Consider the following 26,108-nt stretch of genomic DNA (forward strand, 5'->3'; position numbering starts at 1 on the left):
AGGGGATTGCGTCTTCCATGAGTCGAGTCTCCGGGTAATGAGACTCGAGCCCAGAACCTGGCCTGCAATACCAGGCACTGCACAAGGCTGGGCACTCAATCGAAAGGAATCAGGCCCTCGGCCTGCTCTAGGCGAAGATCGCCGCGATAAATGGCCAAAAGCAGGCCCTGGCTGCTGGCAGCGTCGAGCTGGGCCTTACGGCCAAGGCTGCGCTGCGACCAGAGTTTCAGGTGCCCCTTGCTGAACGAGCGGCCGGGCGTATCCGCGGCACCATAGTGGAAATGCGCCTCCCACAGGCCAGCGCCCTGTGCCCTGCCTGCCGCCGGTTTACGCCGTACCTCGTAAACATCCAGGTAATCGTTCGCCGCCAGCAACTTGCGCGGCCCGGCACGTGACACAACCACCTTATCCTGTTCGACGAGGAACCTGAGGCTGGCCGCAGTCGGGTGGCTGGTGGTGAGGTATAGGCTGGTCAACAGGTCGATGCGCGCCGCCTCCAGGCGCTCTATCGCCTCCTGCAACTTTCCGAGCAAGGGTTGCTCCTTCTCGGTGCGCGGCAGCCTTGCCAGGCTTTCCCTAAGACCTTCAACATGGCCTTCGATCACACTGGAAAGCCCGATCGGTTCATCCTTCTGCAGGTACTGCCGACCCAGCGCAATCACCGATTCGACCTTGTCCAGCAGCCGCTGGGCATTGACGCGCTCCTTGCCAAGGTCGAACTGCAGCGTTTTCTCCCGCGCGACCGGCGCCTCCTCGACCCAACCCTTACCCTGTTTGCGGAAGGTTTTCAGCACGCTCGCCTGGTTGGCGCTGCGCTGCTCCACCACCGTGTTGCCGTCACGCTGTGTTTCCACCCCGACGACACTGCGCCCGCGCGAGGTCCTGACCACGAAGCGCTTGCCGCCCCGCGCACCATAGAGCGATATGCGCGCAACGCGGACCTTCTGCTGCTCCTTTTCCTCGACGCAACCTGCCAGCTCTTTCTCCGCCGCCTTGACCAGGCGCGCAAGTATCTTGCGGTACTGGATCAGGACGTCCGAATGGATGATGTCGCCCCCGGTCTCTGTCAGCAGCACCGCGGCGGCCTCGGCCTCGGCGTAGGCATCCAGCACGCCGTTGAGCACATCGATGCGTTCGTCGAGGCCCAACTCGCCCCTGGCCAGCTCCCCGTGAGCCGCGCCGGCGCTGCGCAGCTCTTCATTCATCAGGTCGTGGTCGTACCGGCTGAGGGTCCGTTCGTCGGTGTCGGCCACCCGATTAAGGCACAGCTCCCCAAGGTCGGCGAGCAGGTAGAACTCCAGGTCGATCGCAGTCGAACTCCTCTGCCTGATCAGGTTCTTGAGCCAGGCGTCCTTGTTGATCCGTGTGCCATCGTCACGGGTGAACACCAGTTCGTCATCCTTGAAGCATTCGTCCAGCACCTCATCGAAGGGCCAGGCCAGCTCGACCAACTGCTCTTCCCACCTGGCCACACGCTCCAGGCTGCCCCTGAAGGACGCATAGGCCGCCTTCTCCCCATCGCTGCGCGGATTGATGAGGATATCCCTCGCCTGCGCCCCCACACCCTCGGTATTGATCAGGTCAGTCAGGTGGTTGTAGCGGGCAAAATAGTATTCGATCAGCTGGTGCTGGGTAGTGTTGCGCTGAACCTTGATTGCTTCGGTCATCTGCACAGAGGGATTGATGGCTTTGAGCTCGGCGAGCAGCCTGTTGTGCGCCCGGTAATTTTCGATCACCGCGGCCAAGTCGTCGGCAACCTTCTGCTTGAGCAGCTTGACCATGGTTTGCGCCGAATCGAGCTCGCTCTGTTTCGCCTGATCGAGCGGTTTGACGGCCTCCAGCTGCTCGACGACCTGCAAATTGCTCATCAACAGTTCATTGTGCTTGCTCAGCACCTTGCCCAACTCAACAGCGGCGATGGTAAGTTCGGCATCCTGCTGCTTGGCCCGCTGTTCCCGGGCCTCTTTTTCCTCTCTGAGTTGCTGGATACGGCTTTTCGGCATGCCGCCGCGCAAGCGCAGGCCGGCATCGATGCGCCATGCCTTGCCCTCGGCGAGGAGCCATGGGCCTGCCTGCCCTTGGCTATCGACAATGCGCACGCCTGCTGTGCCGACCAGCACCGGATAGATATCGCTGCCCAGCGTCACGTAGTGCTGGCCATCGAGCAGGTACAGGCCGGTGGCATCAGGCTCCAGGCCATGCAGGCTGACCGACGAGCGCATGGCTTGCAGCTGTTGGCGCTGCACAGGCGCCAGGACAGTGTTGCCCGAAGCCCCCCGCCAGCTGAAATCAAGCGACACCCCCTCATGCATGGCCACAGGCCCCGGCAGGCTGACGCTGCCCAGGCCAATGCTCGGCGATGGCGCATCAGGCGCCGGGCGCGCTGCAAAAAGCCCACCGAAGCCGGCCAACGCCGCCATGTCGTTTGCCGCAGGCGGTTCGATACGCGGCAAACGGGCATGCATCAGGACCATGGCGAAGTTCAACAACAAGTCGACCACCGCGGCGCTACGCTCGAACTCATCGCCTTCCTTGAACGCCTGCAGATCCTGCGAAACCGCCGCCACGCCCTGCACCAGCCAAGCCACCGAGGCCACCGGCCCCCGCAACACCACGGTCAAGGCCTGGAACAGCAGCCAGGCCCCCTCCTTGAGAATCGCCCAGCGGCTCTGGGTGGTGGAAGTCGACTCACGGTTCGCCAATTCGACCAGCAGATCACGGTTGGCCAGGTACATCTGCTCATCGACATCGGTGCGCCAGAAGCTCGCGGCGAACGCAGGCGGCCTCACCGGCTCTGGCAGGATCAAGGTGTCCAGAATGGGTCGACCCAGGTGCGGCTCGATGAAGCCACCGTTGCCGTAGACCTTGCGCGCATCGGGTGTGAGCCACGTCAGGATGCTGTCCTGCAGGGATTGCTGCGTGCGAATGGCGGCCATCATCGCGTCCAGGTTGGCGTACTCCAGCAACGCGGCGCCCGGGTACAACGGGCGGTAGAGCAACACCGTCTCACGTACCGCGGCGAACAGGACATACATGCCCATCACCTGGTCGTGCAACTTGGTTCCCGGCTCGCGGGCAAACGCCAGCGGCATCCAGACAATTTCCGAAGCTTCGCTGCCCACCAGGCCCCGGCAATAGTCGACCACGCACTGCAAGCCATTCTCGCTCAAGCTGCCATCGAGCTTTGCGTCGATCGCGGTGAACAACAGCGCGCAGCGCCATTCGCGAGCGAAGCGCAGGCAGCGCTCGCTGCGGGTCGCCGGCGCATCGAGCAGGGTTTTCACATAGCCCGGGTAGTGGCCACCGATGTCGACGCGCCCCACCAGGCCCTGCACGTAGTCGGGCGTCATCCAGTCCATGATCAGCTGCCCGCTGCCGTGGCTGATCGACGTCAGGGTCCAGCCGGCCAGCGAGGCGAGGTTGCCGATGGCGAACTCGGTCAAGGTCATCTGCCGGGTCTGCGTCACACCGCCACCGGTGCCGCTACCCGCACCACCGGGCACCCCCAACGAGCGGGTCAGTGTGAGGTCGAGCTCATCGGCGAAGTAATTGGCCTCGATGGGATAGTCCTCCAGCATCTGTTTGCGCAACCGCTCGCGGGTGAAACTGCGCAGGTCCTCGACCTGCTCCAACGACGACAGCCCTTGCGATTGCGCCTGGGCCAAAGCCAGTTCGAACAGCGCGCCTTGAACGGCAAAGCTGTCCGCCGGCTGCGCCTGCCGCTGCGCCAAGGGCACGTTCAAGCTGGCCGTCGGCGTAAGCAGGTAGCCATCGATGAACCACCGTGCGGGGTCGCTCAATCCTGCGAACATGCGCTCCAACGCCACCACATCGGGGCATTGCCAGAAGGGTGCGCGAATCACTTCGTCCAACAGATACTCCAGCAGCGCGGCAACCTGCTGGGCGAACACATCGCCCTCCAGCGCCTGGCGACTCCAGGTCAGGCTGTCGAAGCTGAACCGATAGCCCAGCTCCTCCTGGAGCGCCTGGGCGAAGCTGGCATCGCTGTCGAACACCCGGACCACACTCGACGGCGAGCACCACAGCAGAAAGTCACGTTCATCAAGCGATGCCTGCACCAGCAGCTTTGGCAGCAGCCGCGTGACGGCGCTGTCTCCTCGCACAAGGCGCACTTGCACAAGGCTCACCGCCGGCTGCCTGGCACCGCCCTGCAGCAAGCCGTGCACGCAGTCCACCTGCTGTGCATCCAACCCTTGCATCGGCAGGTTCTGCAGCAGGGCCTGTTTCAACAACTGCTGCAACCAGCGGTCGCGGCTTACCCCCAAGCTACCCATCGCCGACCAGTATTCGACCTGCGCCTGGCAGAAGTACTGTGCCAGCGCGGTCAACAGTGACTCGAGCTCATCGAGCACGGCCTGGATGGACTCCGTGCCATCGAGCACGGGCGCGCCTCTGCCATCGGTAAAGGTATAGGGCAGCGCCAGCGCAACCTTGAACTCGCCACCCGCATCGCCCAGCGAGCGCAGGGTCGCGCTCTGTCGCAAGGCATCGAGCATCACCTCGAGCATCGGTCGCTGCGACCAGCCCCTGTGGGGCGAAGCAGGATTCTGCTGGGTACTGTCGGGAACCAGCAGATACAGGGGCTCGGCGTCGGGCAGCCTGAGCCGTCGAAACCGGCGTGAATGGGTGTTGAGCAGCTGCAGGATGCCCGTGCTCAACGTTTGGCGCAGCGTTGGGCGGCTGGCGAACTCGCTGGCGACGGCTTGCCTGAAATCCCTGGCGGGCACGGTATGGGTACTCATGCTGGTCTCCTCGTGAAATGAGCGAAGAGCCTGGGGCCAGGCGCGCCGGCAGCGGCGGCAAATAAGTCTGCACTGCGCGAATCGGCTCGTTGCGCCCCTGCACTACCCCGTTACCGCCTTGCACCCCACCCGCAACACCACAGTGCGTGCTCCAACCTCGAGGAGACGCAACATGAAAGCACTACACGCCCCCTTGCTGGGGCTTGCCCTGTGCAGCGCGTCAGCGCTTTGCCTGGCAACGGACCTTGGCCAAGGCATGATCACGCCTTCCGGGCCGAAGGTACTGAGCAACAGTCACGGAGAAAGCAATCACTGGAGCGGTATTGGGCGGCTGCGAAGGGAAGACGGCGAGCAGTGCATCGGTTCGCTGATCGATACCCGCGACGCAGAGCCTGCGAGCCCCGGCCCGGCCTACGTGGTCACTGCCGGGCACTGCGTGAGCCGGCACAACGGCGTTATCGTTCAGGACCAGCCCCTCAAGGCACAGATCAGCTTCAACTACTTCGGTGATACGGCGGCAGACCATCGCGTGTTCAACACCCGCCGGGCAATCTGGAGCAGTATCCAGGGCAACGACCTGGCGCTGCTGGAGCTGGACGCCACGTTGCAGGAGGTGATGGCGCGGGGTATTGAGCCGATGAAACTGGGCGCACCCGTCGCTGCAGGCAGCGAGGTGCTGATGGTCGGCGAGCCCGCCGGCGCAGGCACCGGGCTGCGCCTTTCAGCCTGTACCGAGCACGACCTGCCAAGCCTCAGGGAAGGGCTCTGGCTCTGGCGCAACCTCAAGCGTAACGACTGCCCCGGCGTTGCCGACGGGGCCTCCGGCAGCCCGATGATCGACCGTGCCAGCAACCGCATCGTCAGTGTGGTCAACAGCCTGACCCAGGATGCAGTGGCCGCCATCCCCGTCCAGCGCCTGCTCGGCTGCTTCGCCCAGGGCCATGCCAACCTCGACCCGCGACACTGCCAGTTGCTGCCGGGCTTCCAGTTCCGCCTCGCCTCGCCGCTGCACTTCAGCCAGTTCCGCAAGATCACCGTCGATGCCGAAGGCCACCTCCAGCCACCTACCTGGGGCGTCGCCTTCACCCTGGACACCCCCCGCTACCGCTACAAGGTCACGCGTGATCCGCTGGCCTGCGAAGGGCCGGAAGGCTACAGCGGTACATTCCCCAGCAGCGGCGGGCTGATCGACGACCCTATCGCGGCCGAAGCAGGCTGGCATTACCTGTGCCTGGTCGGCGTCACGTCGGCCGATGCGCTGTCCTGGCCCGGGCTGATGGCCAACGCGCTGAGCCTGCCCGTGCGCGTGCTGGAAGCCGGTGCGGTAGCGCTGCCGAAGGTGACCGCAGAACGCCAGGCCAACGGCGATGTGAAACTGAGCTGGCAACTGCAGCCTCCGCAGATCACCCGCTACCGGGTGAAGCGCGGCCCAGCCACCACCACCGACTGCGAAGACGCCAAGGGTTACGGCAGGCTGACGTACCAGAGCTACGTGTTCAAGGCCGACACCTTCCCCCTGAAGGTCTGCACCATCGCCATCGATGGCACCAAGGAAAGCTCGGCACCCCACACCGACCTGCTGCTGGCCGAAGACGCCTGAAACGACAAGGGCCCGGTTCTTGCGAACCGGGCCCTTGCTTCACATCAGCTCAACATCAGCTGTACACACGCCCCAGCAACTGGCGGTGGCTTTCGAACTGATCCAGCACGTCACGCACGATCTGCTCGCGGGTGAAGCCCATCAGGTCGTACTCCTGGCTGCCGTCGTGCAGGTACACCTCGGCGCGGTAGAAGCGCTGCTGCACTTCCGGCTCGCCTTCGACCGGCGCCTCGCTCGGCGCGGCCAGGTAACCGTCCAGGCTGGCTTCGTAGACGAAGGGGTTACCCTCTTCCATCATCACCCGCAGGCCCATCATGTTGCGCGATTGGCCAACACGGGTCTCCACTTCGAAGCCCAAGGTGCGCAGTTGCTCGGCGGCTTCTTTGAGCGCCGGGCTGACCTGCTTGTCCATGAAGCGCTGTACCACGGCCTGGGTCGGCTGCAGGTCCAGCTGGCTCAGGCGCTCGCTGAAGCCGCGACGGCCGCGGGCGGCCAGCTCGGCGCGCTCGCTCTCGACGGCGACGTCCTGCTTCATCGCCTTCATCAGGCCGAACATGAACAGCACCAGCACCACCGAGAACGGCAGGCCGGCCAGCACCACCATGGTCTGCATGGCCTCGAAGTTACCGGCGAACAGCAGGCCGATGGTCACCAGGGTGATCACGACCGACCAGAACACCACCATCCAGTGCGGGGCGTCTTCGTCGACCTTGCCGCCTTTGCACGACAGGTTGGCCATCATCACCGCGCCGGAGTCGGCCGGGGTGAGGAACAGCACGAAGCCGACGAACACTGCCACACCGATGACGATTTTCGACGCCGGGAAGTATTCGAGTAACTGGTAGATCGACATTGATGGCTGTTCGAGCGCGGTCTTGCCGAGCTCCACGGCGCCCTGGTTGATCACCAGGTCCAGCGCGGTGTTGCCGAAGATCGACAGCCAGGCCAGGGTGAAGCCCAGCGGGATCAGCAGCACGCCGCTGACCAGTTGGCGCACGGTGCGGCCCTTGGAGATACGGGCAATGAACATACCCACGAACGGGCCCCAGGAGATCCACCAGGCCCAGTAGAACACGGTCCACAGGCCCAGCCAGCGCTCGGACTTGTCACCCGCGCCTTCATACACATAAAGGTCGAAGGTCTTCAGCACGATACCGTTGAGGTAGTCGCCGATGTTCTGCACGAAGCCGTTGAACAGGTGCAGGGTGTTGCCGGCCAGCAGCACGAAGATCAGCAGGCCGCTGAACAGCAGGATGTTCAGGTTGGACAGGCGGCGAATGCCGTTTTCCACGCCCGAGACTGCAGCGATGGTAGCCACGCCGGCCATGGTCAGGATCACCGCCAGCAGGTTGGTCTTGCTGTGGTCCATGCCGAACAGGTACTCGAGGCCCGAGGCCACCTGCATCGAGCCGATGCCCAGGTTGGTCACCAGGCCCAGCAGGGTGACGAACATGCCGAAGATGTCCACGGCATGACCGGCACCGCCCTTGACCCAACGCTCACCGACCAGCGGGTACAGCGCCGAGCGCAGGGCCAGCGGCTGGTTGTGGCGGTAGGCGAAGTAACCCACGGCCAGGCCCACCAGGGCGTAGATCGCCCAGCCATGCAGGCCCCAGTGCAGGAAGGTCAGTTGCAGGCCCTGGCGCGCGGCCTCGAGGCTGGCAGGCGTGCCTTCCGGCGGATTGAAATAGTGGTCCAGCGGCTCGGACGCGCCGAAGTACAGCAGCGAGATACCGATACCGGAGGAGAACAGCATGCCGGCCCAGGCGCCGTAGCTGAAATCGGGGGTGTCATCCTTGCCGCCCAGCTTGAGCTTGCCGTAGTCGGAGAAGGCCAGGTAAACGACGAACAGCAGGTAACCGCAGATCACCAGCATGTAGTACCAGCCGAAGGTACGGGTCAGCCATTTCTGGGCGACACCGAGCACCTGGCCGGCGGTTTCGGGTACAGCGATCAGCAAGGCGGTCAGAACGAGGATCAGCAGCGCCGAGGTGTAGAACACCACGCGGTTGACCCGTACCCGCTCGGCAGGGGGGTTGGTTAGGGAGGCAGAACTCATTGCACGAATGCTCCGGGCAGTGCGGCAGTGGAGGCTAATCAGTCTTTTCCCGAGCAATTGGTGCAATAGCCCCACTGCGTCAGGTGTTATAAAAGGCACCCTGGAAACCGTGATCCCGATCAGAAGCGTTGCAAGAAAACAGACGGGTGACCTGTCGCCGATGCGCCTATCCCTCTAGGGAGTGCGCGCATTCGCCACAGCCACCAGGCCCGCTCCAAGGGCCGACCGCGCAGCCTGTGGCCGCTCGGCAGAATCTGTCTTTGCATCGCTCATGCCCGTCAACGCCTTGTATTCCGGGGGGTGCGCGATTTCCTGGGGTGTCAATCCGTGTCCCGTTGAGCGCTTGAAAAGTGTCAATGGCACAAATTGTCGCAGAGCTTATTCTTTATTGATTGAACGTTCAATCAAAACAAAATAGACTGGCCTTCGCCGAGTCAGCCGCCCGTCGTCTGCTCGCAGGCCTGAGGAGATAGCAAGATGCCCAAGGTCGGTATGCAACCCATCCGCCGCCAGCAGTTGATCGAAGCCACCCTGCAGGCGGTCGATCAGGTCGGACTGGGTGACGCCAGCATTGCGCTGATTGCCCGTTTGGCCGGCGTGTCGAACGGCATCATCAGTCACTACTTTCAGGACAAGAACGGCCTGATCGCAGCGACGATGGGCTACATCATGAGCATGCTCAACGAGGGCGTGGCCGCGCGTCGCCAGGCCCTGACAGACGACAGCCCGCGCGCTCACCTGAAGGTGATCATCGAAGGCAACTTCGATGCGAGCCAGGTGAATGGCCCGGCAATGAAAACCTGGCTGGCCTTCTGGGCCTCCAGCATGCACCAGCCGTCTTTGCACAGGTTGCAGCGGATCAACGATCACCGCCTGTATTCCAACCTGTGCTGCCAGTTCCGCCGCGCCCTGCCGCTCTACCATGCGCGCAAGGCTGCCCGCGGGCTGGCGGCCCTGATCGACGGCCTCTGGTTGCGTGGCGCCTTGTCGGGTGACGCATTCGACACCGACCAGGCGATACGGATTGCTTACGAATACATGGATCTACAACTGGCTAAACAGCACACCCTGGGCACTAACGACCAGGCCGCTGAACCACCGCGCACAGCCACTGGCCAACCGGCAGGAGCGTGACGCGGCAGCCAACCACACACTGCACTTGCGAGGACACTATGGCCCGTTTCGGAACGCAAAAACTCTACATTGATGGCGCTTACGTCGACGCTGGCAGCGATGCCACCTTCGAAGCCATCAACCCGGCCACCGGCGAAGTCCTCGCCCACGTGCAGCGCGCCACCCAGGCCGACGTCGAAAAGGCCGTCGAAAGCGCCGAGCGCGGCCAGAAAATCTGGGCCGCCATGACCGCCATGCAGCGTTCGCGCATCCTGCGCCGCGCCGTCGACATCCTGCGCGAGCGCAACGATGAGCTGGCCCAGCTGGAAACCCTGGACACCGGCAAGTCGTACTCCGAAACCCGCTACGTCGACATCGTCACCGGCGCCGACGTGCTGGAATACTACGCCGGCCTGGTACCGGCCATCGAAGGCGAGCAGATCCCGCTGCGCGAATCGTCCTTCGTCTACACCCGCCGCGAGCCGCTGGGCGTGACCGCCGGTATCGGCGCGTGGAACTACCCGATCCAGATCGCCCTGTGGAAATCCGCCCCGGCCCTGGCCGCCGGCAACGCGATGATCTTCAAGCCATCGGAAGTCACCTCGCTGACCACCCTGAAACTGGCCGAGATCTACACCGAAGCCGGCCTGCCGAACGGTGTGTTCAACGTCCTGACCGGCAGCGGCCGTGAAGTCGGCACCTGGCTGACCGAACACCCACGCATCGAGAAAGTCTCGTTCACCGGCGGCACCACCACCGGCAAGAAAGTCATGGCCAGCGCTTCGAGCTCGACGCTCAAGGAAGTCACCATGGAACTGGGCGGCAAGTCGCCGCTGATCATCTGCGCCGACGCCGACCTGGACAAGGCCGCCGACATCGCCATGATGGCCAACTTCTACAGCTCCGGTCAGGTCTGCACCAACGGCACCCGCGTGTTCATCCCAGCCTCGATGAAAGCCGCCTTCGAAGCCAAGATCGCCGAGCGCGTTGCCCGCATCCGCGTTGGCAACCCGGAAGACGAGAACACCAACTTCGGCCCGCTGGTCAGCTTCGCCCACATGGAAAGCGTGCTGGGCTACATCGCCAAGGGCAAGGAAGAAGGTGCCCGCGTGCTGTGCGGCGGCGAGCGTCTGACCGAGGGTGATTTCGCCAAGGGCGCCTTCGTGGCCCCGACCGTGTTCACCGACTGCACCGACGACATGACCATCGTCAAGGAAGAGATCTTCGGCCCAGTGATGAGCATCCTCAGCTACGAGACCGAGGAAGAAGTCATCCGTCGTGCCAACGACACCGAATACGGCCTGGCCGCCGGCGTGTGCACCAACGACATCAGCCGCGCCCACCGCATCATCCACCAGCTGGAAGCCGGCATCTGCTGGATCAACGCCTGGGGCGAGTCGCCGGCCGAAATGCCGGTTGGCGGCTACAAGCAGTCGGGCGTCGGCCGTGAGAACGGTGTCAGCTCGCTGGCTCAATACACTCGCATCAAGTCGGTCCAGGTCGAGCTGGGCGGCTACAACTCGGTCTTCTAAGGCCCTGTCCCGCCACGCCCGTGCCCTTGCGCACGGGCGTTCCCGCTCCCTGATCACCGCCAACACGAGGGTACTTTCATGTCCCATGAATTCGATTACATCATCGTCGGTGCCGGTTCGGCCGGTAATACCCTGGCTACTCGCCTGACCGAAGACGCCAGCGTCACCGTCCTGCTGCTGGAAGCCGGCGGCCCCGACTACCGCTTCGACTTCCGCACCCAGATGCCAGCCGCCCTGGCCTTCCCGCTGCAGGGTCGCCGCTACAACTGGGCCTACGAGACCGACCCGGAGCCGCACATGGACGGCCGCCGCATGGAATGTGGCCGTGGCAAGGGCCTGGGCGGTTCTTCGCTGATCAACGGCATGTGCTACATCCGCGGCAACGCCATGGACTTCGACGGCTGGGCTGAACTGCCAGGCCTGGAAGACTGGACCTACCTGGACTGCCTGCCGTACTTCCGCAAAGCGGAAACCCGCGACATCGGCCCCAACGACTACCACGGCGGCGAAGGCCCGGTCAGCGTTGCCACGCCTAAAGCCGGCAACAACCCGCTGTTCCACGCCATGGTCGAAGCCGGCGTGCAAGCCGGCTACCCGCGCACCGAAGACCTGAACGGCTACCAGCAGGAAGGCTTCGGCCCGATGGACCGTTCGGTGACCAAGAACGGCCGCCGCTCCAGCACCGCACGCGGCTACCTGGACCAGGCCAAGAAGCGCCCGAACCTGACCATCGTCACCCACGCCCTGAGCGACCGCGTGCTGTTCGACGGCAAGCGCGCCGTTGGCGTGACCTACCTGGTGGGTGACAGCGAAGAGCGCGTGGAAGCCCGTGCGCGCAAAGAAGTCATCGTCAGCTCCGGCGCCATCGCTTCGCCGCAACTGCTGCAGCGCTCCGGCGTCGGCCCGCGCGCCCTGCTGGAAAGCCTCGACATCCCGGTGGTCCACGACCTGCCGGGCGTCGGCGAGAACCTGCAGGACCACCTGGAGCTGTACCTGCAGTACGCCTGCACCCAGCCGGTGTCACTGTACCCGTCGCTGCTGTGGTGGAACCAGCCGGCCATTGGCGCCGAGTGGATGTTCAACGGCACCGGCATCGGCGCCAGCAACCAGTTCGAGGCCGGTGGTTTCATCCGTACCCGCCCTGAGTTCAAGTGGCCGAACATTCAGTACCACTTCCTGCCGGTCGCGATTAACTACAACGGCTCGAACGGCGTTAAAGAGCACGGCTTCCAGGCGCACATGGGCTCCATGCGCTCGCCTGCACGTGGTCGTATCCAGGCCAAGTCGAAGAACCCGCGCCAGCACCCGAGCATCCTTTTCAACTACATGGCCACCGAGCAGGACTGGCAGGAATTCCGCGACGGCATCCGCCTGACCCGCGAAATCATGGCCCAGCCGGCGCTGGACCCGTACCGTGGCCGCGAGATCAGCCCAGGCGCCCACGTGCAAACCGATGAAGAGCTGGACAAGTTCATCCGCGAGCACGCCGAAACCGCCTTCCACCCGTCCTGCTCGTGCAAGATGGGCACCGACGACATGGCGGTAGTGGATGGCGAAGGCCGCGTGCATGGCATGCAGGGCCTGCGTGTGGTCGACGCGTCGATCATGCCGCTGATCATCACTGGCAACCTCAACGCCACCACGATCATGATCGCCGAGAAAATCTCCGACAAGATCCGTGGCCGCAAGCCTCTGGCGCGCAGCACCGCCAAGTACTACGTGGCGGGCGATGCACCGGTGAAGGGCAAGCCGATGCGTGAGGTTAAGCAGGCCTGACCCCCTGCTACCACCTCGGTTGGACTGGCCGGCCTTGTCGCCGGCCGGTCTGGCCAACCCAAGTGTCAGCGCAGCTACCTGCCCCGGCAGATGCTGCTGCCAACCCGCCCACAATACGTTCCCAGGCAACCCTGCCCTCTGCGCCTTCCTTGGCCAAGATCATGCCCGAGAGGCAACTGATCCCCCCGCCACCCAGCAAGCAGCCTCGCTTGTGCCCGCCTCTGCCACACAGATCTCAACCCGCCGATTCTCCACTGCGCAGCCAAGAGCGCCGGTTGGACGTTGATCGGATTTTCGGGACCGATGAAACATCTGTCATTAATTGGATCCAAAATCAGGAATGCCATATCCTTCGTTTCCCAAGAGACCCGCGCAGCTCTAGTGGCACCCTACACAGCGACAATGAGAACAATCATGGACGGTTGGCAAATTGAGCTTTTACATGCACTGGAAGGTGCTGTTGACGAGAACGTCATCTTCGCATTGATTCTGGAGGCCAGCGCCGCGCTGGAATTCAACTTCTGTGCCTATGGCCAGCAGATCCCGTACCCGCTTTCGAGCCCCAAGGCGATCATGCTGAACAACTACCCTGTCCCCTGGCAGGAGCGCTACAGCACGGCCAGGTACATGGAGAGCGATCCCACCATCCTCCTTGGTCGCCAGTCGGAGCGACCCATCATCTGGAGCGACCAACTCTACGCACAGACGCCCGAGTTGTGGGAGGAAGCCCGCGCGCATGGCTTGCGCAAGGGACTGTCGCAATCAATGCTCAACGCTGGCGGTAGCTGCGCCATGCTCACGGTGGCCCGCAGCGACTCGCAAATCAGCGAACGCGAACTGCACGAAAAAGGCGACAAGCTACGTTGGTTGGCCAGCACTTCTCACGCCTCGCTCAGCTCGATCCTGAACAGACGACACAGGAACGCCGAAGCCCCCGAGCTCACCGAACGTGAGCGAGAAGTGCTCAAGTGGACCGCAGATGGCAAATCAGCCAGTGAGATCGCCGACCTGCTGACGCTGTCCAAGAACACGGTCGACTTCCACATCAAAAATGCCGTGCGCAAGCTCAAGACCGCCAACAAGACCGCTGCGGTAGTGCGCGCAGCCATGCTCGGCTTACTGTTCTGACGCCCCTGCCCATGGCTGCAACATGACAACTGTATGACTGCCAACCTACTCTTTTTAGTAGCTTACACATCTGGTTACTGATGTATCTAATAGCTCCGCCCTTGAGAGTCTGCGGAGCCCGAGAAATGGAATTCATCACTGGAAAGCTGGAAACACTGGACGCCAGCATACGCTCGGCAATGGCGCACTATCGGTATCAGGTATTTGTCCGAAAACTGGGATGGGATCTGGATTGCGAAGAAGATTCCGAGTTTGATCAGTTTGATAGAGACGACACGGTTTATATTCTTGCCAGGGACAGCCAGAAACAAGTGGTCGGTGTGGCGCGCTTATTGAGTACTGCCACACCTTATTTGCTCAGTGAAGTATTTCCGGACTTGCTGGCCGGCCAGCCACTGCCGGCCAGCGAGCAGGTCTGGGAGTTGTCGCGCTTCGCCGCCGCCGACACCAGCGCCTCGTCAGACTGCCTCGAACGGCAGATTTCCTCACCCAATGCAATTGCCCTGATGCAGGCGACCTTGCGCTGCGCAGCGGAACACGGGGCACGCAAGCTGATCACCGTGTCACCGCCAGGTATTGAACGGCTGTTGCGCAAGGTGGGCATAGACGCCTCCCGTGCCGGCGAAGTCTGCAGCAAATACGGCCAACCCTTGTATGCCTCCTGGATCACTGTGAACTGAGCGGCGAACCGTTCGCCCATCGTTCCCTCCCCACCTGATTGGAAATAACCATGAGCCTCGACCAGATCAACGATCATTGGTACGCGAAAGCGACTGTGCGCAGTACACCGCGAATTATTGTGCCGGACTATGACGGCGAACAACTGATCTATCCCGTCTCGCGTTGCGCAATGTGTGAGCACCCGATCATTCAAGCGCATGGCAAGCGCATAAAAAATTATGTATTGACCCAGGCGGCCTATCAGTTTCTCTATAACGTCGGGCTATTAGAAACAAAGTTCATTATCCAGTGTTGCCTGGACATGCTGCATGACAAGTTCCCCGGTATCGGCGAGGTGGAAAAACTACAGGCCCTCACGGTAATCATCGACGAGGGCTACCACGCCCATGTGGCACTCGACTATCTGACCCAGATGAATGAAAAAAGCGGTATCGAGGCCATCGAGGTGCCACATACCAACCAGAAGCTGGATGCGACCGCCCGAGCCTACGCGCAATTGCCAGAATCGCTGCGTACCGAATTCCAGCTGCTGGCCGTGACCATCGCCGAGAACGTGCTGACCGACGAAGTGGCCAATCTGGGGCGCGAGCGTGAACTGAGCCAGTCGTTCACCACACTCATGGTCGACCATGTCCGTGATGAGGGGCGACATTCGCGGTTCTTCGCCGACGTGATGAAAAAACGCTGGCCGACCCTGCCGCAAAGCACCCGCGAACGCTTCGGCATGATGCTACCCGCCTATCTCGACGATTTCCTGAATGTCGATCCTGAACGACGCTTCGAGCGCCGCATGCTGGCCCACTGCGGGCTGAGCCCCGAGCAAGCCGAACAGGTGATCCACGAGTCCGATCCGACCTTCCATGCCGATCACGCGCGCATGAAGAAATCGATCCTCCAGCGTCTGTACCGCCTGCTGCGGCAAATGGGCATTCTCGACCTCCCGCAGGTCAGGGAAGCATTTGCCGACCGCGACTACGTCAGCGCCTGAGTGGAGGGCAACTGCCGTGAAAACCCTGATCGTCGATAACTTCGATTCATTTACCTACAACCTTTTCCAGTTCATGGGCCAGGTTTGCGGTGAGGAACCTGATGTCTTCACCAACGACGTCTCGCCAGCGGACATCGATCTCGACCGTTACGCCGCCATCATCATTTCCCCCGGCCCAGGCACCCCAGCGCGCAAGGCCGACATCGGCCTGAGCGAGGACGTCATACGCGATGCCCGCGTGCCGGTACTGGGCGTTTGCCTGGGGCACCAGTGCATGGCCCACCTGCACGGAATGGACGTGGTGCATGCCCCCGAACCGATGCACGGGCGCCTGAGCCGCATCAGCCATGACGGCCAAGGCGTGTTTTCCGGGCTGCCTGCCGAACTGACCGTGGTGCGCTATCACTCGCTGATGGTGCGCCAGATCAGATCGCCGTTCGTCGTCAGTGCCTGGGACCAGAACGGCATGATCCATGGCATCCGCCACAAGGATCGGCCACTGCACGGCATCCAGTTCCACCCCGAATCCATCTGCACCGAGGCAGGCCTGCAAATGCTAGGCAATTTCCGTGACCTCGCACACCAGCACCGCAGCACCTGTTGCTGACAGCCCGCGCCAGCCTTTCCGGAGATTCCAGATGAGTGACAACCGTGTCGAATTCCGGGCCCTTGATCATGTGCCCGACACCCTGGCGGCCTTCGAGCAAGAGTTCGCCCAGTCCCCGGCTTCTTTCCTGCTGGAAAGCAGTGTGGTGATTGAAGGGTTCTCTCGCTTTACCTTCATGGGTGACTCGCAAGGCCGTTGGGCCGAAGTACTGCGCTACCAGCAGCAGAGCGCCAGCGTCGAAGTGCGCCGACTCGAGGGCACGCAGCACGAGCCGGCAGAGGACTTCCTTGACTGGCTCAGCGCACGCCTGGCTGCCCAGTACACCCCCTGCCCTGCCGAACTGCCGTTCGACTTCAACCTCGGCTATGTCGGGGTCCTGGGCTACGACCTGAAAGTAGCCAACCTGGGTGACCCGGCCTGGTCGTCGCCAACCCCTGATGCCACCTTCTTGCTCGCCACACGCATGCTGGTGATCGACCATCAGGAAAAACGCAGCTACCTGTTGCACCTGGTCAAGGACGAATACGACCAACCGACGGCCAACGCCTGGCTCGACCACGCCAGCGCACGCCTGCAGGCACTGCCCGCCGCCCAACCCCTGACCCGGCGCCCCCGGCGCATGTCGCTTGAGCAGGTCGAACAGTGGATCGCGGCCCATGCCAACGCCCGGCACGCGAAAGCGGACTACATCGAGAAAATCCTGGAGGCCCAGCGCCAGATCGTCGACGGCGAAACCTATGAAGTCTGCCTGACCAACCTGGTGGAACTACCTTTCGAGCATTGCGCCTACGCCCTCTACCGGATCATGCGCGAACTCAGCCCCGCGCCCCACGCTGCGTACTACGCCATTCCCGGTTTCGAAATGGCCAGCTCCTCCCCCGAGCGCTTCCTCAAGGTCGACCGCCTGGGGCAGGTTGAAGCCAAGCCGATCAAGGGCACCCGACCACGCAGCAACGACCCCCGGGAGGATCAGCGCCAACTCGACGATTTGCGCCAGGACGAAAAAGACCTTGCCGAAAACCTGATGATCGTCGACCTGCTGCGCAACGACCTGGGCCGGGTGTGCCAGATCGGCTCAGTGAAAGTACCCGGTCTGTTCGTGGTGGAGAGTTACTCCCATGCTCACCAACTCGTGTCGACTATCCAGGGCCAGCTCAAGCCCGGCATGCAGGCCCTCGACTGCGTCAAAGCCAGCTTCCCCGGGGGTTCGATGACCGGCGCCCCGAAAAAGCGCACCATGCAGATCATCGGCGCGCTGGAGCAAGGCGCCCGGGGGGCTTACTCCGGTTCGCTGGGCTGGCTGTCGCTCAGCGGCGCCTGCGACCTGAGCATTCTCATCCGCAGCGTGGCGGTGCACGATGCACTGGCACGATTCGGTGTCGGCGGCGCCATCACCGCACTTTCCGACCCTGAGAGCGAATACGTCGAGACCGTGGTCAAGGCTAGCGGCGTGGTGGAAGCGATCGCCCTGCTTGACGAGGTGAGCGCATGAGCCTGCCCCGCCACGAGAACCACAGGCAAGCGATAGTGGTCGGCGCCGCCGGCTCGATCGGGCGCATGCTCTGCGAACAGCTGGGCGCAACCGGCCTGAAGGTGCTGGGCGTCGACCTGGAGCCGACGCAGGCGCCTGCAGGCTGCGAAGTCATCCAAGGCGACATCCGCGCCCCAGGCACGGCACTGTGCCAGCAACTGGCGAATGCACACATGCTGGTGCTGGCGGTCTCGGAGAACGTGCTGTTGCAGGCGCTTCCCGCCCTGCTGCCGCACCTGGCGCTGGACTGCCTGCTGGTCGAAACACTGTCCATCAAGAACGCCTTCGCCACGCTGGTTCGCGATGTCTCGCTGCCGCAGACGGTAGTGGGCCTGAACCCGATGTTCTCGGGTGACCTGGCACCCGAGGGCAGGCCGGTGGTGGTAGTGCCCTACCAGGCTGGAGCGGCAATCGATGACCTGCGCGAACGCCTGACAAGCCGTGGCATGCGCCTGTACACGCTGACGGCGCAGCAACATGACCAGACCATGGCGCTTTTGCAGACCGTCGGCCACTCCATGGTGCTCGCCTTTGGCCACACCCTGGCAGCCAGCGACGTGCCCTTGGCGCAATTGATCGAGCTGGCGCCACCGCCATTCAAGGTCATGCTTGCCCTGCTGGCCCGCATGATGACCAACCACCCGGACGTGTACTGGGAAATCCAGGCCGGCAACCCGGCCTCCGGAGCCACCCGCGAGCAGGCCATTGGCTACCTGCAACACCTGGATGGACACGCCCGCAACGACGCCCATGTCGAATTCCTGGCTGCCATGGCCAGCCTGCGCAATTACCTGCAGGAGGCCCAGCCTCAACTGGCGACCAGCTGCAGACAGCTGTTCGAGGTGGTGCAGGCGCACACGCCCGACGCCGTGGCAAAAAGCCCGGTGCTGGGCACTCACCGTGAACGCATCGACCGCATCGACGATCAGCTCGTCGACCTGATCGCGCAGCGGCTGGAAATCATTCGTGAGGTTGCCGACAGCAAGCGCGACAGCAACACCGCCGTGATGCAGCCCGAACGGGTTCGCCAGGTGCTCGCCCGCTGCACGGCGCGAGGGCGCACGCTCAATGTGCCGGCGCAACTGATCGAGCAGCTCTACCACGCCATCATCGAGCAGTCCTGCCAGATCGAATACGACGTCATCGGCGGCCCTCGCCAGACACTGCTTGCCGTCACACCGGAAGTGTTTTCACAGACAGGAGTCCGCTGAACATGAACCAGCACAAGCACAACGCCGGCCCGCTCATCGAGTGGCTGGCCCAGACCCTCGACCAGGACTACCAGTACCGTCAGGACACCCTCAGCCTGACCGCCAACGAGAACTACCCGAGCGAACTGGTACGCCTCACCTCCGGCAGCACCGCCGGGGCGTTCTACCACTGCTCCTTCCCCTTCCCGGTACCCATGGGCGAGTGGCACTTCCCTGAACCAGGGCAGATGAACGAGATCGCCGACGACCTGCGCGGGCTGGCCCGGCGCATGCTCGGGGCACAGGCATTCGACTGGCGGCCCAATGGCGGGTCGCCCGCCGAACAGGCGCTGATGCTGGCGGCCTGCAAGCCAGGCGAAGGTTTCGTCCACTTCGCCCATCGCGACGGCGGGCACTTCGCGCTGGAACAGCTGGCGAGCAAGATGGGCATCGAAATATTCCATCTGCCGGTCGACCCGAGCAGCCTGCTGATCGATGTTGCCAGGCTCGATGATCTGGTGCGCCGCAACCCGCACATCCGCATCGTCATCCTCGACCAGTCGTTCAAACTGCGCTGGCAGCCACTGGCAGAGATTCGCGCGGTACTGCCCGAGTCCTGCACCTTGACCTACGACATGAGCCATGACGGCGGCCTGATACTCGGCGGCGTATTCGATTCGCCCCTGGCCTGCGGCGCCGACGTGGTCCATGGCAATACCCACAAGACCATCCCCGGCCCGCAAAAAGGCTACATCGCCTTCAAGTCCGCCCAGCACCCGTTGCTGGTCGATACGTCGATGTGGGTTTGCCCGCACTTGCAGAGCAACTGCCACGCCGAGTTGCTGCCATCGATGTGGGCGGCCTTCAAGGAAATGGAAGTATTCGGCATGGCCTACGCCCAGCAGATGGTGCGCAACGCCAAGGCCCTGGCCAACCAACTGCACGAGCTTGGCCTGGAGGTTTCCGGGGAGTCGTTCGGCTTCACCGAAACCCACCAGGTGCACTTCGCCGTCGGTACGCTGCAACAAGCCTTGGCCATGTGCGTGGACAGCCTGCATGCCGGCGGCATTCGCTCGACCAATATCGAGATCCCCGGCAAGCCGGGCGTTCACGGCATTCGCCTGGGCGTGCAGGCCATGACCCGTCGCGGCATGCGCGAGGACGATTTCCGCCAGGTGGCCGGGCTGGTGGCGGACCTGTACTTCAAACGTACCGAACCCGCGCGCGTAGCGGCCAGGGTCAAGGAGCTGCTGGCTGGCTTCCCATTGGCACCGCTGGCGTTCTCCTTCGACGGGCACATCGACGAGGCATGTCGCCACCTCATCGAGCGGGGTATTCAGCGATGAACGTACTGACCCGGTTGTTCACCGGCTCCCGGGAACTGACCCTGGGACAACTCGTGGGCCATGTACTGGTTGAAAGCGACATCAGCGACCTGTTCTGCATTCCCGGCGACTTCACGATGCAGCTTTCGCGGGAAATGCTCGGCACGCCCGGCCTGACCTTGCGCACCATGTCCCACGAATACAGCACCACCCTGACCGCCCTGGGGTACGCCTTGGGCGGTCAAGCCCCCGGCGCGGTGTGTTTCACCTACGGCGTGGGCGCCCTGAACGCCATCAACGGCATTGCCCAGGCCTATGTGGAGCGCCTGCCACTGGTGGTGATCTCCGGCTCGCCCGGGCACAAGGAGCGGCAAGGTTCGATGTTCGCTCACCACACCATCGTCGACCACGGCACGCAACTGCGCCTGATGCAGGAAGTCACCGTGCACCAGGCATGCATCGAAGACCCGCACCAGGCCCAGGAACAGCTGCGTGAGGCGATCGCCATCGCCCTGCATGAATCGCGACCGGTGTACATCGAGATCCCCCGCGACCTGTTCCTGCACAAGGTGCGCCACACACCTCGGCGCACGCCCCTCGGGCGTCAACCGGCGTTGTTCGACCAACAGGCGCTGAGCGCCGCCGAACAGGCATTGAAACTGCTCGACCAGGCCAGCCAGCCGGTGCTGGTGCCTGGCCTGGACATCAAGCGCTGGCACCTCGGCGTCGAAGCCTTGGCGCTTAGCGAGGCGCTCGGCCTGCCTTGGGTCGAAACCCCCATGTCCCGGGGCGGCCTACCGACAGCGCATGCCAATTACCGAGGCATTTATGCAGGCCCGGCCTCGCCTTCTCGCCTCACCCAGACGCTGGTCGACAGTTGCGACGTACTGATGCTGCTGGGCGAGCCTAACTCCGACGTCAACATGGGCATCGTCAGCCAGATCGCCGGGGGCCGGCTGATTCACGCCAACGACGGCGTGGTGATGGTCGGCCGTCAGCGCTTCGAGCTGAGCACCGAGGCTTTCCTGCGAGCCCTGCTTGGTCTGGCCACGACTGCCCGCCGGCATGGCCAGGCCTTGGCACCGCTGGATACGAACCAGGCCACGTTCATTCAAAAGGCGACCCCAGAAGCACTGCCCGCGGCGGATTCGCCGCTGACCCCCTTCGAAATCATCGTCGAGTTCAACAGGGTGTTCAGCGAGCACCCCGACCTTGACCTGATTGCCGATTGCGGTGACGCCTTTTTCATGTCGCTGGGCATGTTCCCGCGCGACGTACTGGCCTCTTCCTTGTACATGAGCATGGGCCTGGCGGTACCGGGCGCCATCGGTTACCAGCTGGCAAGCGGCAAGCGCCCACTGGTGCTGGTGGGGGACGGCGCGTTTCACATGACCGGCAACGAGCTGATGCATGCCGCCCGCTTCGGCACCACGCCCATTGTCGTGATTCTCAACAACCAGCGCTGGACCTCTTTGTCGAGCAAGCCGCAGGACCGCCCGCTGACCGAGCAGCCGGACCTTGAGTTCATCGATATCGCCCGCTTCCACAAAGTGCAGGGTTTCACTGCCAACACCTCGCAGCAGCTTCGCGAACAGCTTGCCGAAGCCTTGGCCATGAACCGGCCGGTGCTGATCGACGCGCGCGTCGCACCAGACTCGCGCTCCTATCTTTGCGAGCGGTTCTTCGATGCGGTGCAGAAACAGCAGCATCTGCCTAAAGCCTGAGCACCAGTGCCCCAGCCTCAGAATGGAGTCGTTTGAAATGGAAGCCGTCACCACACTCGCGCTCACTGCCGCCCAGCACGCTATCTGGCTGGGCCAGCAGCTCGCCAGCGAGAGCGCCGCCTACAATATCGCCAGCCTGCTGCACCTGGACGGCCGCGTGGACACACAGCGCCTGCAGGCTGCGCTGGACCAGGCGATGAGCGAGAGCACCTGCCTGCGGGCACGCATGGTCGAAGCACAAGGCCTGGTACAGCAACAAATTCTGCCGATGGCGCAAAGCGTCATCGCCGAACACGCCTTCGCCAACGAGAGCCTCGCCCGCCAATGGCTGGCCGCTGACCTGTTGACGCCCGTGGACCTGGAGCACGGCCCATTGCTGCAGGCCAGCGTGGTGCGCGTCGCCGAAAACGCCGATTGCCTGTACGTGAAGAGCCACCATATCGCGCTGGACGGCGTAGGCCTCGGCCTGTTCCTCAAGCGCTGGGCGGCGCTGTACAGCGGACAAGGCGACAACGCAGCGCCACTGGGAGCATTTCACAAGGTGCTGGAGGCCGAACAGGCCTACCAGGCATCGCCTGCCTTCACCCAGGACCGTGACTACTGGCACAAGCAGGTCGACAGCAGTCTGACCGTGGCCAGCCTCAACTCACAGGTGAAACTGCCGACCAGCCAGGCACTGCTGCACCGCGGCCAGTTGTCCGAAGCGGCGTTCCAGCGCCTGCGCCAGTGCGCCAGCCAATCGCAGAGCCATTGGGTGCACGCGCTGATAGGTGCCTTTGCCGCCTTCATCGGCCGTAGCACCGGCCAGCGCGATGTGGTCGTCGGCATCCCGATGATGAATCGCCTCGATACCCAGGCGCACGATGTGCCCTGCACATTGGCCAACGTGCTGCCATTGCAGGCGCGAATAGACCCATGGACGCGGGTAAGCGAACTGGTAGCCCAGGCCGGCGACGCCCTGGCCGGCATGCGCGCGCATCAGCGCTACCGGGCAGAGGATATCCGCCGCGACTGCAACCTGGTTGGCGAAGGACGGCGACTCACCGGCCCGCAGATCAACATCGACATCTATTCGCCCACGCTGGCGTTCGGCTCGCTTCACTGCGCGGTCGAGGTGCTCAGCGCCGGCGCCGCCGACGACCTTTCACTGCAGGTCATGCCCCTGCCTGGCCAAGGGCTGCAAGTCTGCGCCATGGCCAACCCGGCGCTCTACGACGCGGGTGCGCTGGCAAGCCACGTCGAGCGTTTCCTTGCCTTCGTTGAAGCGTTCGCCAGCGACGCCGAGCGCCCGCTCGGCCAACTCAGTGCCCACCCACAACAGCCCAACCCGCCGCTGGCACCAACCAGCCAACACCAGGCCACACTGCTCGATGGCTTCGCCCGCTGGGTTGCCAGCACGCCAGACGCCATTGCGCTGACATTGGGCGAACGGGCACTGAGCTACCGGGAGCTGGATTGCCAGGCCAATCGCCTGGCGCATCTGATCAAAGCCAACCTGTCGCCCCGTCCATCGTCACCACAGCGCACCATCGCCCTGCTGCTGGAGCGCTCCCTGGAAACCGTGGTGGCCATCCTGGCCGTGCTCAAGTGCGGAGCGGCCTACGTGCCGCTGGACCCCGACGCTCCCCATGAGCGCTTGGCCAGCATCCTTGACGAGTGCAACGCCGATATCTTGCTGTGCAGCGAAGCCACGGTGGCCAAGGCGTGCGAGCTGCAGCCTGGCAAGCAACCGTTGAGCATCGACGCCAGGGCCGCACTGCAGGCCTTGCAGGAGGCCGCAGATCACGTACCACCGGGCGGGCCACAGCCTCAGGACCTGGCGTACGTCATCTATACCTCAGGTTCCACAGGCAAACCCAAGGGTGTGTGCGTCAGCCACCATAACGTGGTGCGGCTGTTCGGCAGTACCCACAGCTGGTTCGACTACCGCAACAGTGACGTCTGGACCGGCTGCCATGCCTACATGTTCGATGCCTCGGTGTGGGAGATGTGGGGAGCACTGCTGCACGGCGGGCGCCTGGTGATCGTGCCAGTGGCAATTACCCGCGACCCTCATGCCCTGCTGGAGCTGGTGGTGGACGAACAGGTCACGGTGTTCGGCCAGATCCCCTCGGCGTTCTACCGTTTCATGGAGGCCGAAGCCGACCGCCCCGAACTGGCCGCACGCATGACGCTGCGCTACCAGTGCTTCGGTGGCGAGCCCCTCGACCTGGGTCGCCTGGCCCCGTGGTTCGACCTGCCGCGCCCGGCGAACACGCAATTGCTCAATTTGTATGGCATCACTGAAACCACCATCAACACCTGCCATCGTTTCATCACCCGTGAACAGGTAATGGCAAATGCCGGCAGCCTGATCGGCCGCCCCTACGCCGACATGGACGTACTGGTTCTGGATGACGCCTTGCAGCCAGTGCCCGAAGGTGAACAAGGTGAAATGTATGTGCGTGGCGAAGGCTTGGCCCAGGGTTACCTGGCCCGCCCCGAACTGGATGCCGCACGCTTCGTCGCTGACCCGTTCGGTGCTTCGGGGCAACGCATGTACCGCAGCGGTGACGTGGCGATCCGCCTGGCCGACGGTGAGCTCGAGTACATCGGCCGCGCCGACCAGCAGGTGAAGCTGCGAGGCTATCGCATCGAACTTGGGGAAATAGAAAGCTGCCTGCGTGCCCACCCATCGGTTTCAAATGCCGTAGCCCTGGTGACAAACGACCGAGCCAACGATCCGAAGCTGATCGCCCATGTCGTGCCGGCACCGGGTTATGCAGTGGGTGACGTAGACAGCGAGGCCTTGCGCGAGCACCTGCGTGAACATTTGCCAGCCTACATGGTGCCAGCGGCTATCGGGGTGCAGCAGGCATTTGCCATCACCGCCAACGGCAAGCTCGATCGCCGTGCCCTGCCCGCGATCGAGGCAAACCATGCGCGCCACCTGGAGCCTGCCCGGGACCGCCTCGATGAACAGGTTCTGGCCCACTGGTCAACGCACCTGGATCTACCGCGCATCGGCCTGGACGACGATTTTTTCAGCATCGGCGGCGACTCGATCAAAGCCATCGGCCTGTGCCGGGACATGGGCCTGCCCGTGCTGCAGCTGTTCGAGCAACCTACGCCCCGCGGCTGCGCCGACTACCTGCGCCACAGTGGCCTGAGCGCCGCTGCCAGCGGCTGGACCCAGGCCATGGGAGCCGGTGCCCAGCCAGGCCGCACCACGCTGCTGCTGGTGCCGTTCGCCGGCGGCAACGTGTTTGCCTATCGCCAACTGGTAGAGCAGCTTGGCAGCGCCTTCAACTACCTGTGCGTACGCCTGCCGGGCCACGATGTGGTACAGGCCGATGAACCCTTCGCAGACAACGCAACCATTGCCGCCGGCGTGGTCGCCGAAGTGCTGAGCAAGGTGCAAGGGCCGTTGCTGGTTTATGGCCACTGTGCCGGCAATGCGCTGGCCCTGGACATCAGCCGCCGCCTGGAACAGGCCGGCGCCGACCTGCGGGGGTTGACCATCGGCGGCATGTTGCTTGACCTGCAGCCTGAAGAGGTGGAACAGCAGGTGGCCCAGCGCTCTGGCGAGCAGATCATCGATTTCCTGCGTGAGCTGGGCGGGTTCAGGGAGGTGCCCGATGCGCACAGCCTGGCCGCCATTGCCAGGATGACCAAGCACGATGCCGGCCAGACCGCTGCATTCTTCAGCAATGAGGCCAGGCAGCGCGGCATGCTGCGCGCGCCCATCCATGTCATCGTCGGCAGCGCCGACCCGTTGACCCCGGACTACACCAGTCGCTACCTCGACTGGCAGGCCTACAGCGCAGATGTTTCGCTGGACGTGATCGAAGGTGGCGGCCACTACTTCGTCAGCGAGCAGCCAGAAACACTGGCGCAAGTGCTGCTGCGGCACAACGCAACGCTGGTCACGCCCCAGGCTCGGCGCCTGCAGCGTGTGCTACGCGACTTCCACAACCCGTTCGATGCCCCCCACGGCCAGTTCCTGCTGCTACGCAACAGCGCCTTGCAGCCTTCGCTATGGCCGAGCTTCAGCCCGATACCGCAAGGCTGGCAGGTGGCATTCGGCCCGGCTTCGCGCCAGCAGTGCCTGG

14 protein-coding genes and 1 pseudogene are annotated in these 26,108 nt (G+C 63.5%); 13 read left to right on the plus strand and 2 right to left on the minus strand.

The features are described 5' to 3' along the window. Positions 1-95: 95 nt before the first annotated feature. Positions 96-4,763: a dermonecrotic toxin domain-containing protein gene (locus L6D77_RS18575; protein ID WP_236170106.1), complete on the minus strand. Its 4,668-nt coding sequence runs from the start codon at positions 4,761-4,763 to the stop codon at positions 96-98. 172 nt (positions 4,764-4,935) lie between these two features. Here L6D77_RS18575 and L6D77_RS18580 point away from each other — a divergent pair, with 172 nt between their 5' ends. Continuing rightward, the gene (locus L6D77_RS18580; protein ID WP_232882915.1) at positions 4,936-6,363 is read left to right on the plus strand and encodes a trypsin-like serine peptidase; all 1,428 of its coding nucleotides are present in this window, start codon (positions 4,936-4,938) and stop codon (positions 6,361-6,363) included. A gap of 55 nt (positions 6,364-6,418) precedes the next feature. Here L6D77_RS18580 and L6D77_RS18585 read toward each other — a convergent pair whose 3' ends face one another. Then, on the minus strand, positions 6,419-8,422 hold the full coding sequence (locus L6D77_RS18585) for a BCCT family transporter (protein ID WP_269807472.1): 2,004 nt from the start codon (positions 8,420-8,422) through the stop codon (positions 6,419-6,421). 477 nt (positions 8,423-8,899) lie between these two features. Between L6D77_RS18585 and betI the strand changes: the two genes are divergently transcribed. From betI to L6D77_RS18645, 12 genes and pseudogenes are all read left to right on the plus strand, one after another. After that, positions 8,900-9,556, plus strand: coding sequence for a transcriptional regulator BetI (gene betI / locus L6D77_RS18590; protein WP_232882916.1), 657 nt, complete (start codon positions 8,900-8,902; stop codon positions 9,554-9,556). Between the two features lie 38 nt (positions 9,557-9,594). Continuing rightward, positions 9,595-11,067 (plus strand): betaine-aldehyde dehydrogenase, encoded by a 1,473-nt coding sequence (betB, locus tag L6D77_RS18595; RefSeq protein ID WP_232882917.1) that lies wholly within the window; start codon positions 9,595-9,597, stop codon positions 11,065-11,067. Between the two features lie 78 nt (positions 11,068-11,145). Beyond that, positions 11,146-12,843: a choline dehydrogenase gene (gene betA, locus L6D77_RS18600; protein ID WP_232882918.1), complete on the plus strand. Its 1,698-nt coding sequence runs from the start codon at positions 11,146-11,148 to the stop codon at positions 12,841-12,843. Between the two features lie 414 nt (positions 12,844-13,257). Next, a complete protein-coding gene (locus L6D77_RS18605; protein ID WP_232882919.1) occupies positions 13,258-13,971 on the plus strand; it encodes an autoinducer binding domain-containing protein in 714 nt (237 codons plus the stop codon). 125 nt (positions 13,972-14,096) lie between these two features. Next, on the plus strand, positions 14,097-14,651 hold the full coding sequence (locus tag L6D77_RS18610) for an acyl-homoserine-lactone synthase (RefSeq protein ID WP_232882920.1): 555 nt from the start codon (positions 14,097-14,099) through the stop codon (positions 14,649-14,651). A 50-nt stretch (positions 14,652-14,701) separates the two neighbouring features. Then, positions 14,702-15,640, plus strand: coding sequence for a diiron oxygenase (locus L6D77_RS18615; protein ID WP_232882921.1), 939 nt, complete (start codon positions 14,702-14,704; stop codon positions 15,638-15,640). A gap of 16 nt (positions 15,641-15,656) precedes the next feature. After that, positions 15,657-16,247: an anthranilate synthase component II gene (locus L6D77_RS18620; protein ID WP_232882922.1), complete on the plus strand. Its 591-nt coding sequence runs from the start codon at positions 15,657-15,659 to the stop codon at positions 16,245-16,247. A 31-nt stretch (positions 16,248-16,278) separates the two neighbouring features. Further along, a complete protein-coding gene (gene pabB, locus L6D77_RS18625) occupies positions 16,279-17,739 on the plus strand; it encodes an aminodeoxychorismate synthase component I (protein ID WP_232882923.1) in 1,461 nt (486 codons plus the stop codon). Beyond that, positions 17,736-18,989 (plus strand): chorismate mutase, encoded by a 1,254-nt coding sequence (locus L6D77_RS18630; protein ID WP_232882924.1) that lies wholly within the window; start codon positions 17,736-17,738, stop codon positions 18,987-18,989. Before pabB ends, L6D77_RS18630 begins: the two co-directional genes overlap by 4 nt. A 2-nt stretch (positions 18,990-18,991) precedes the next feature. Continuing rightward, complete coding sequence (locus L6D77_RS18635) at positions 18,992-20,314, plus strand: hypothetical protein (protein ID WP_232882925.1); 1,323 nt, start codon at positions 18,992-18,994, stop codon at positions 20,312-20,314. Further along, the gene (locus L6D77_RS18640) at positions 20,311-22,017 is read left to right on the plus strand and encodes a thiamine pyrophosphate-dependent enzyme (protein ID WP_232882926.1); all 1,707 of its coding nucleotides are present in this window, start codon (positions 20,311-20,313) and stop codon (positions 22,015-22,017) included. The genes L6D77_RS18635 and L6D77_RS18640 overlap by 4 nt, the downstream gene beginning before the upstream one ends. Positions 22,018-22,054: 37 nt before the next feature. Beyond that, positions 22,055-26,107 (plus strand): annotated as a pseudogene (locus L6D77_RS18645) (amino acid adenylation domain-containing protein); the annotation flags it as partial. Position 26,108 lies beyond the last annotated feature (1 nt).

Origin of the sequence: Pseudomonas parasichuanensis, assembly GCF_021601385.1 — a bacterium.
Taxonomy (GTDB): domain Bacteria; phylum Pseudomonadota; class Gammaproteobacteria; order Pseudomonadales; family Pseudomonadaceae; genus Aquipseudomonas; species Aquipseudomonas parasichuanensis.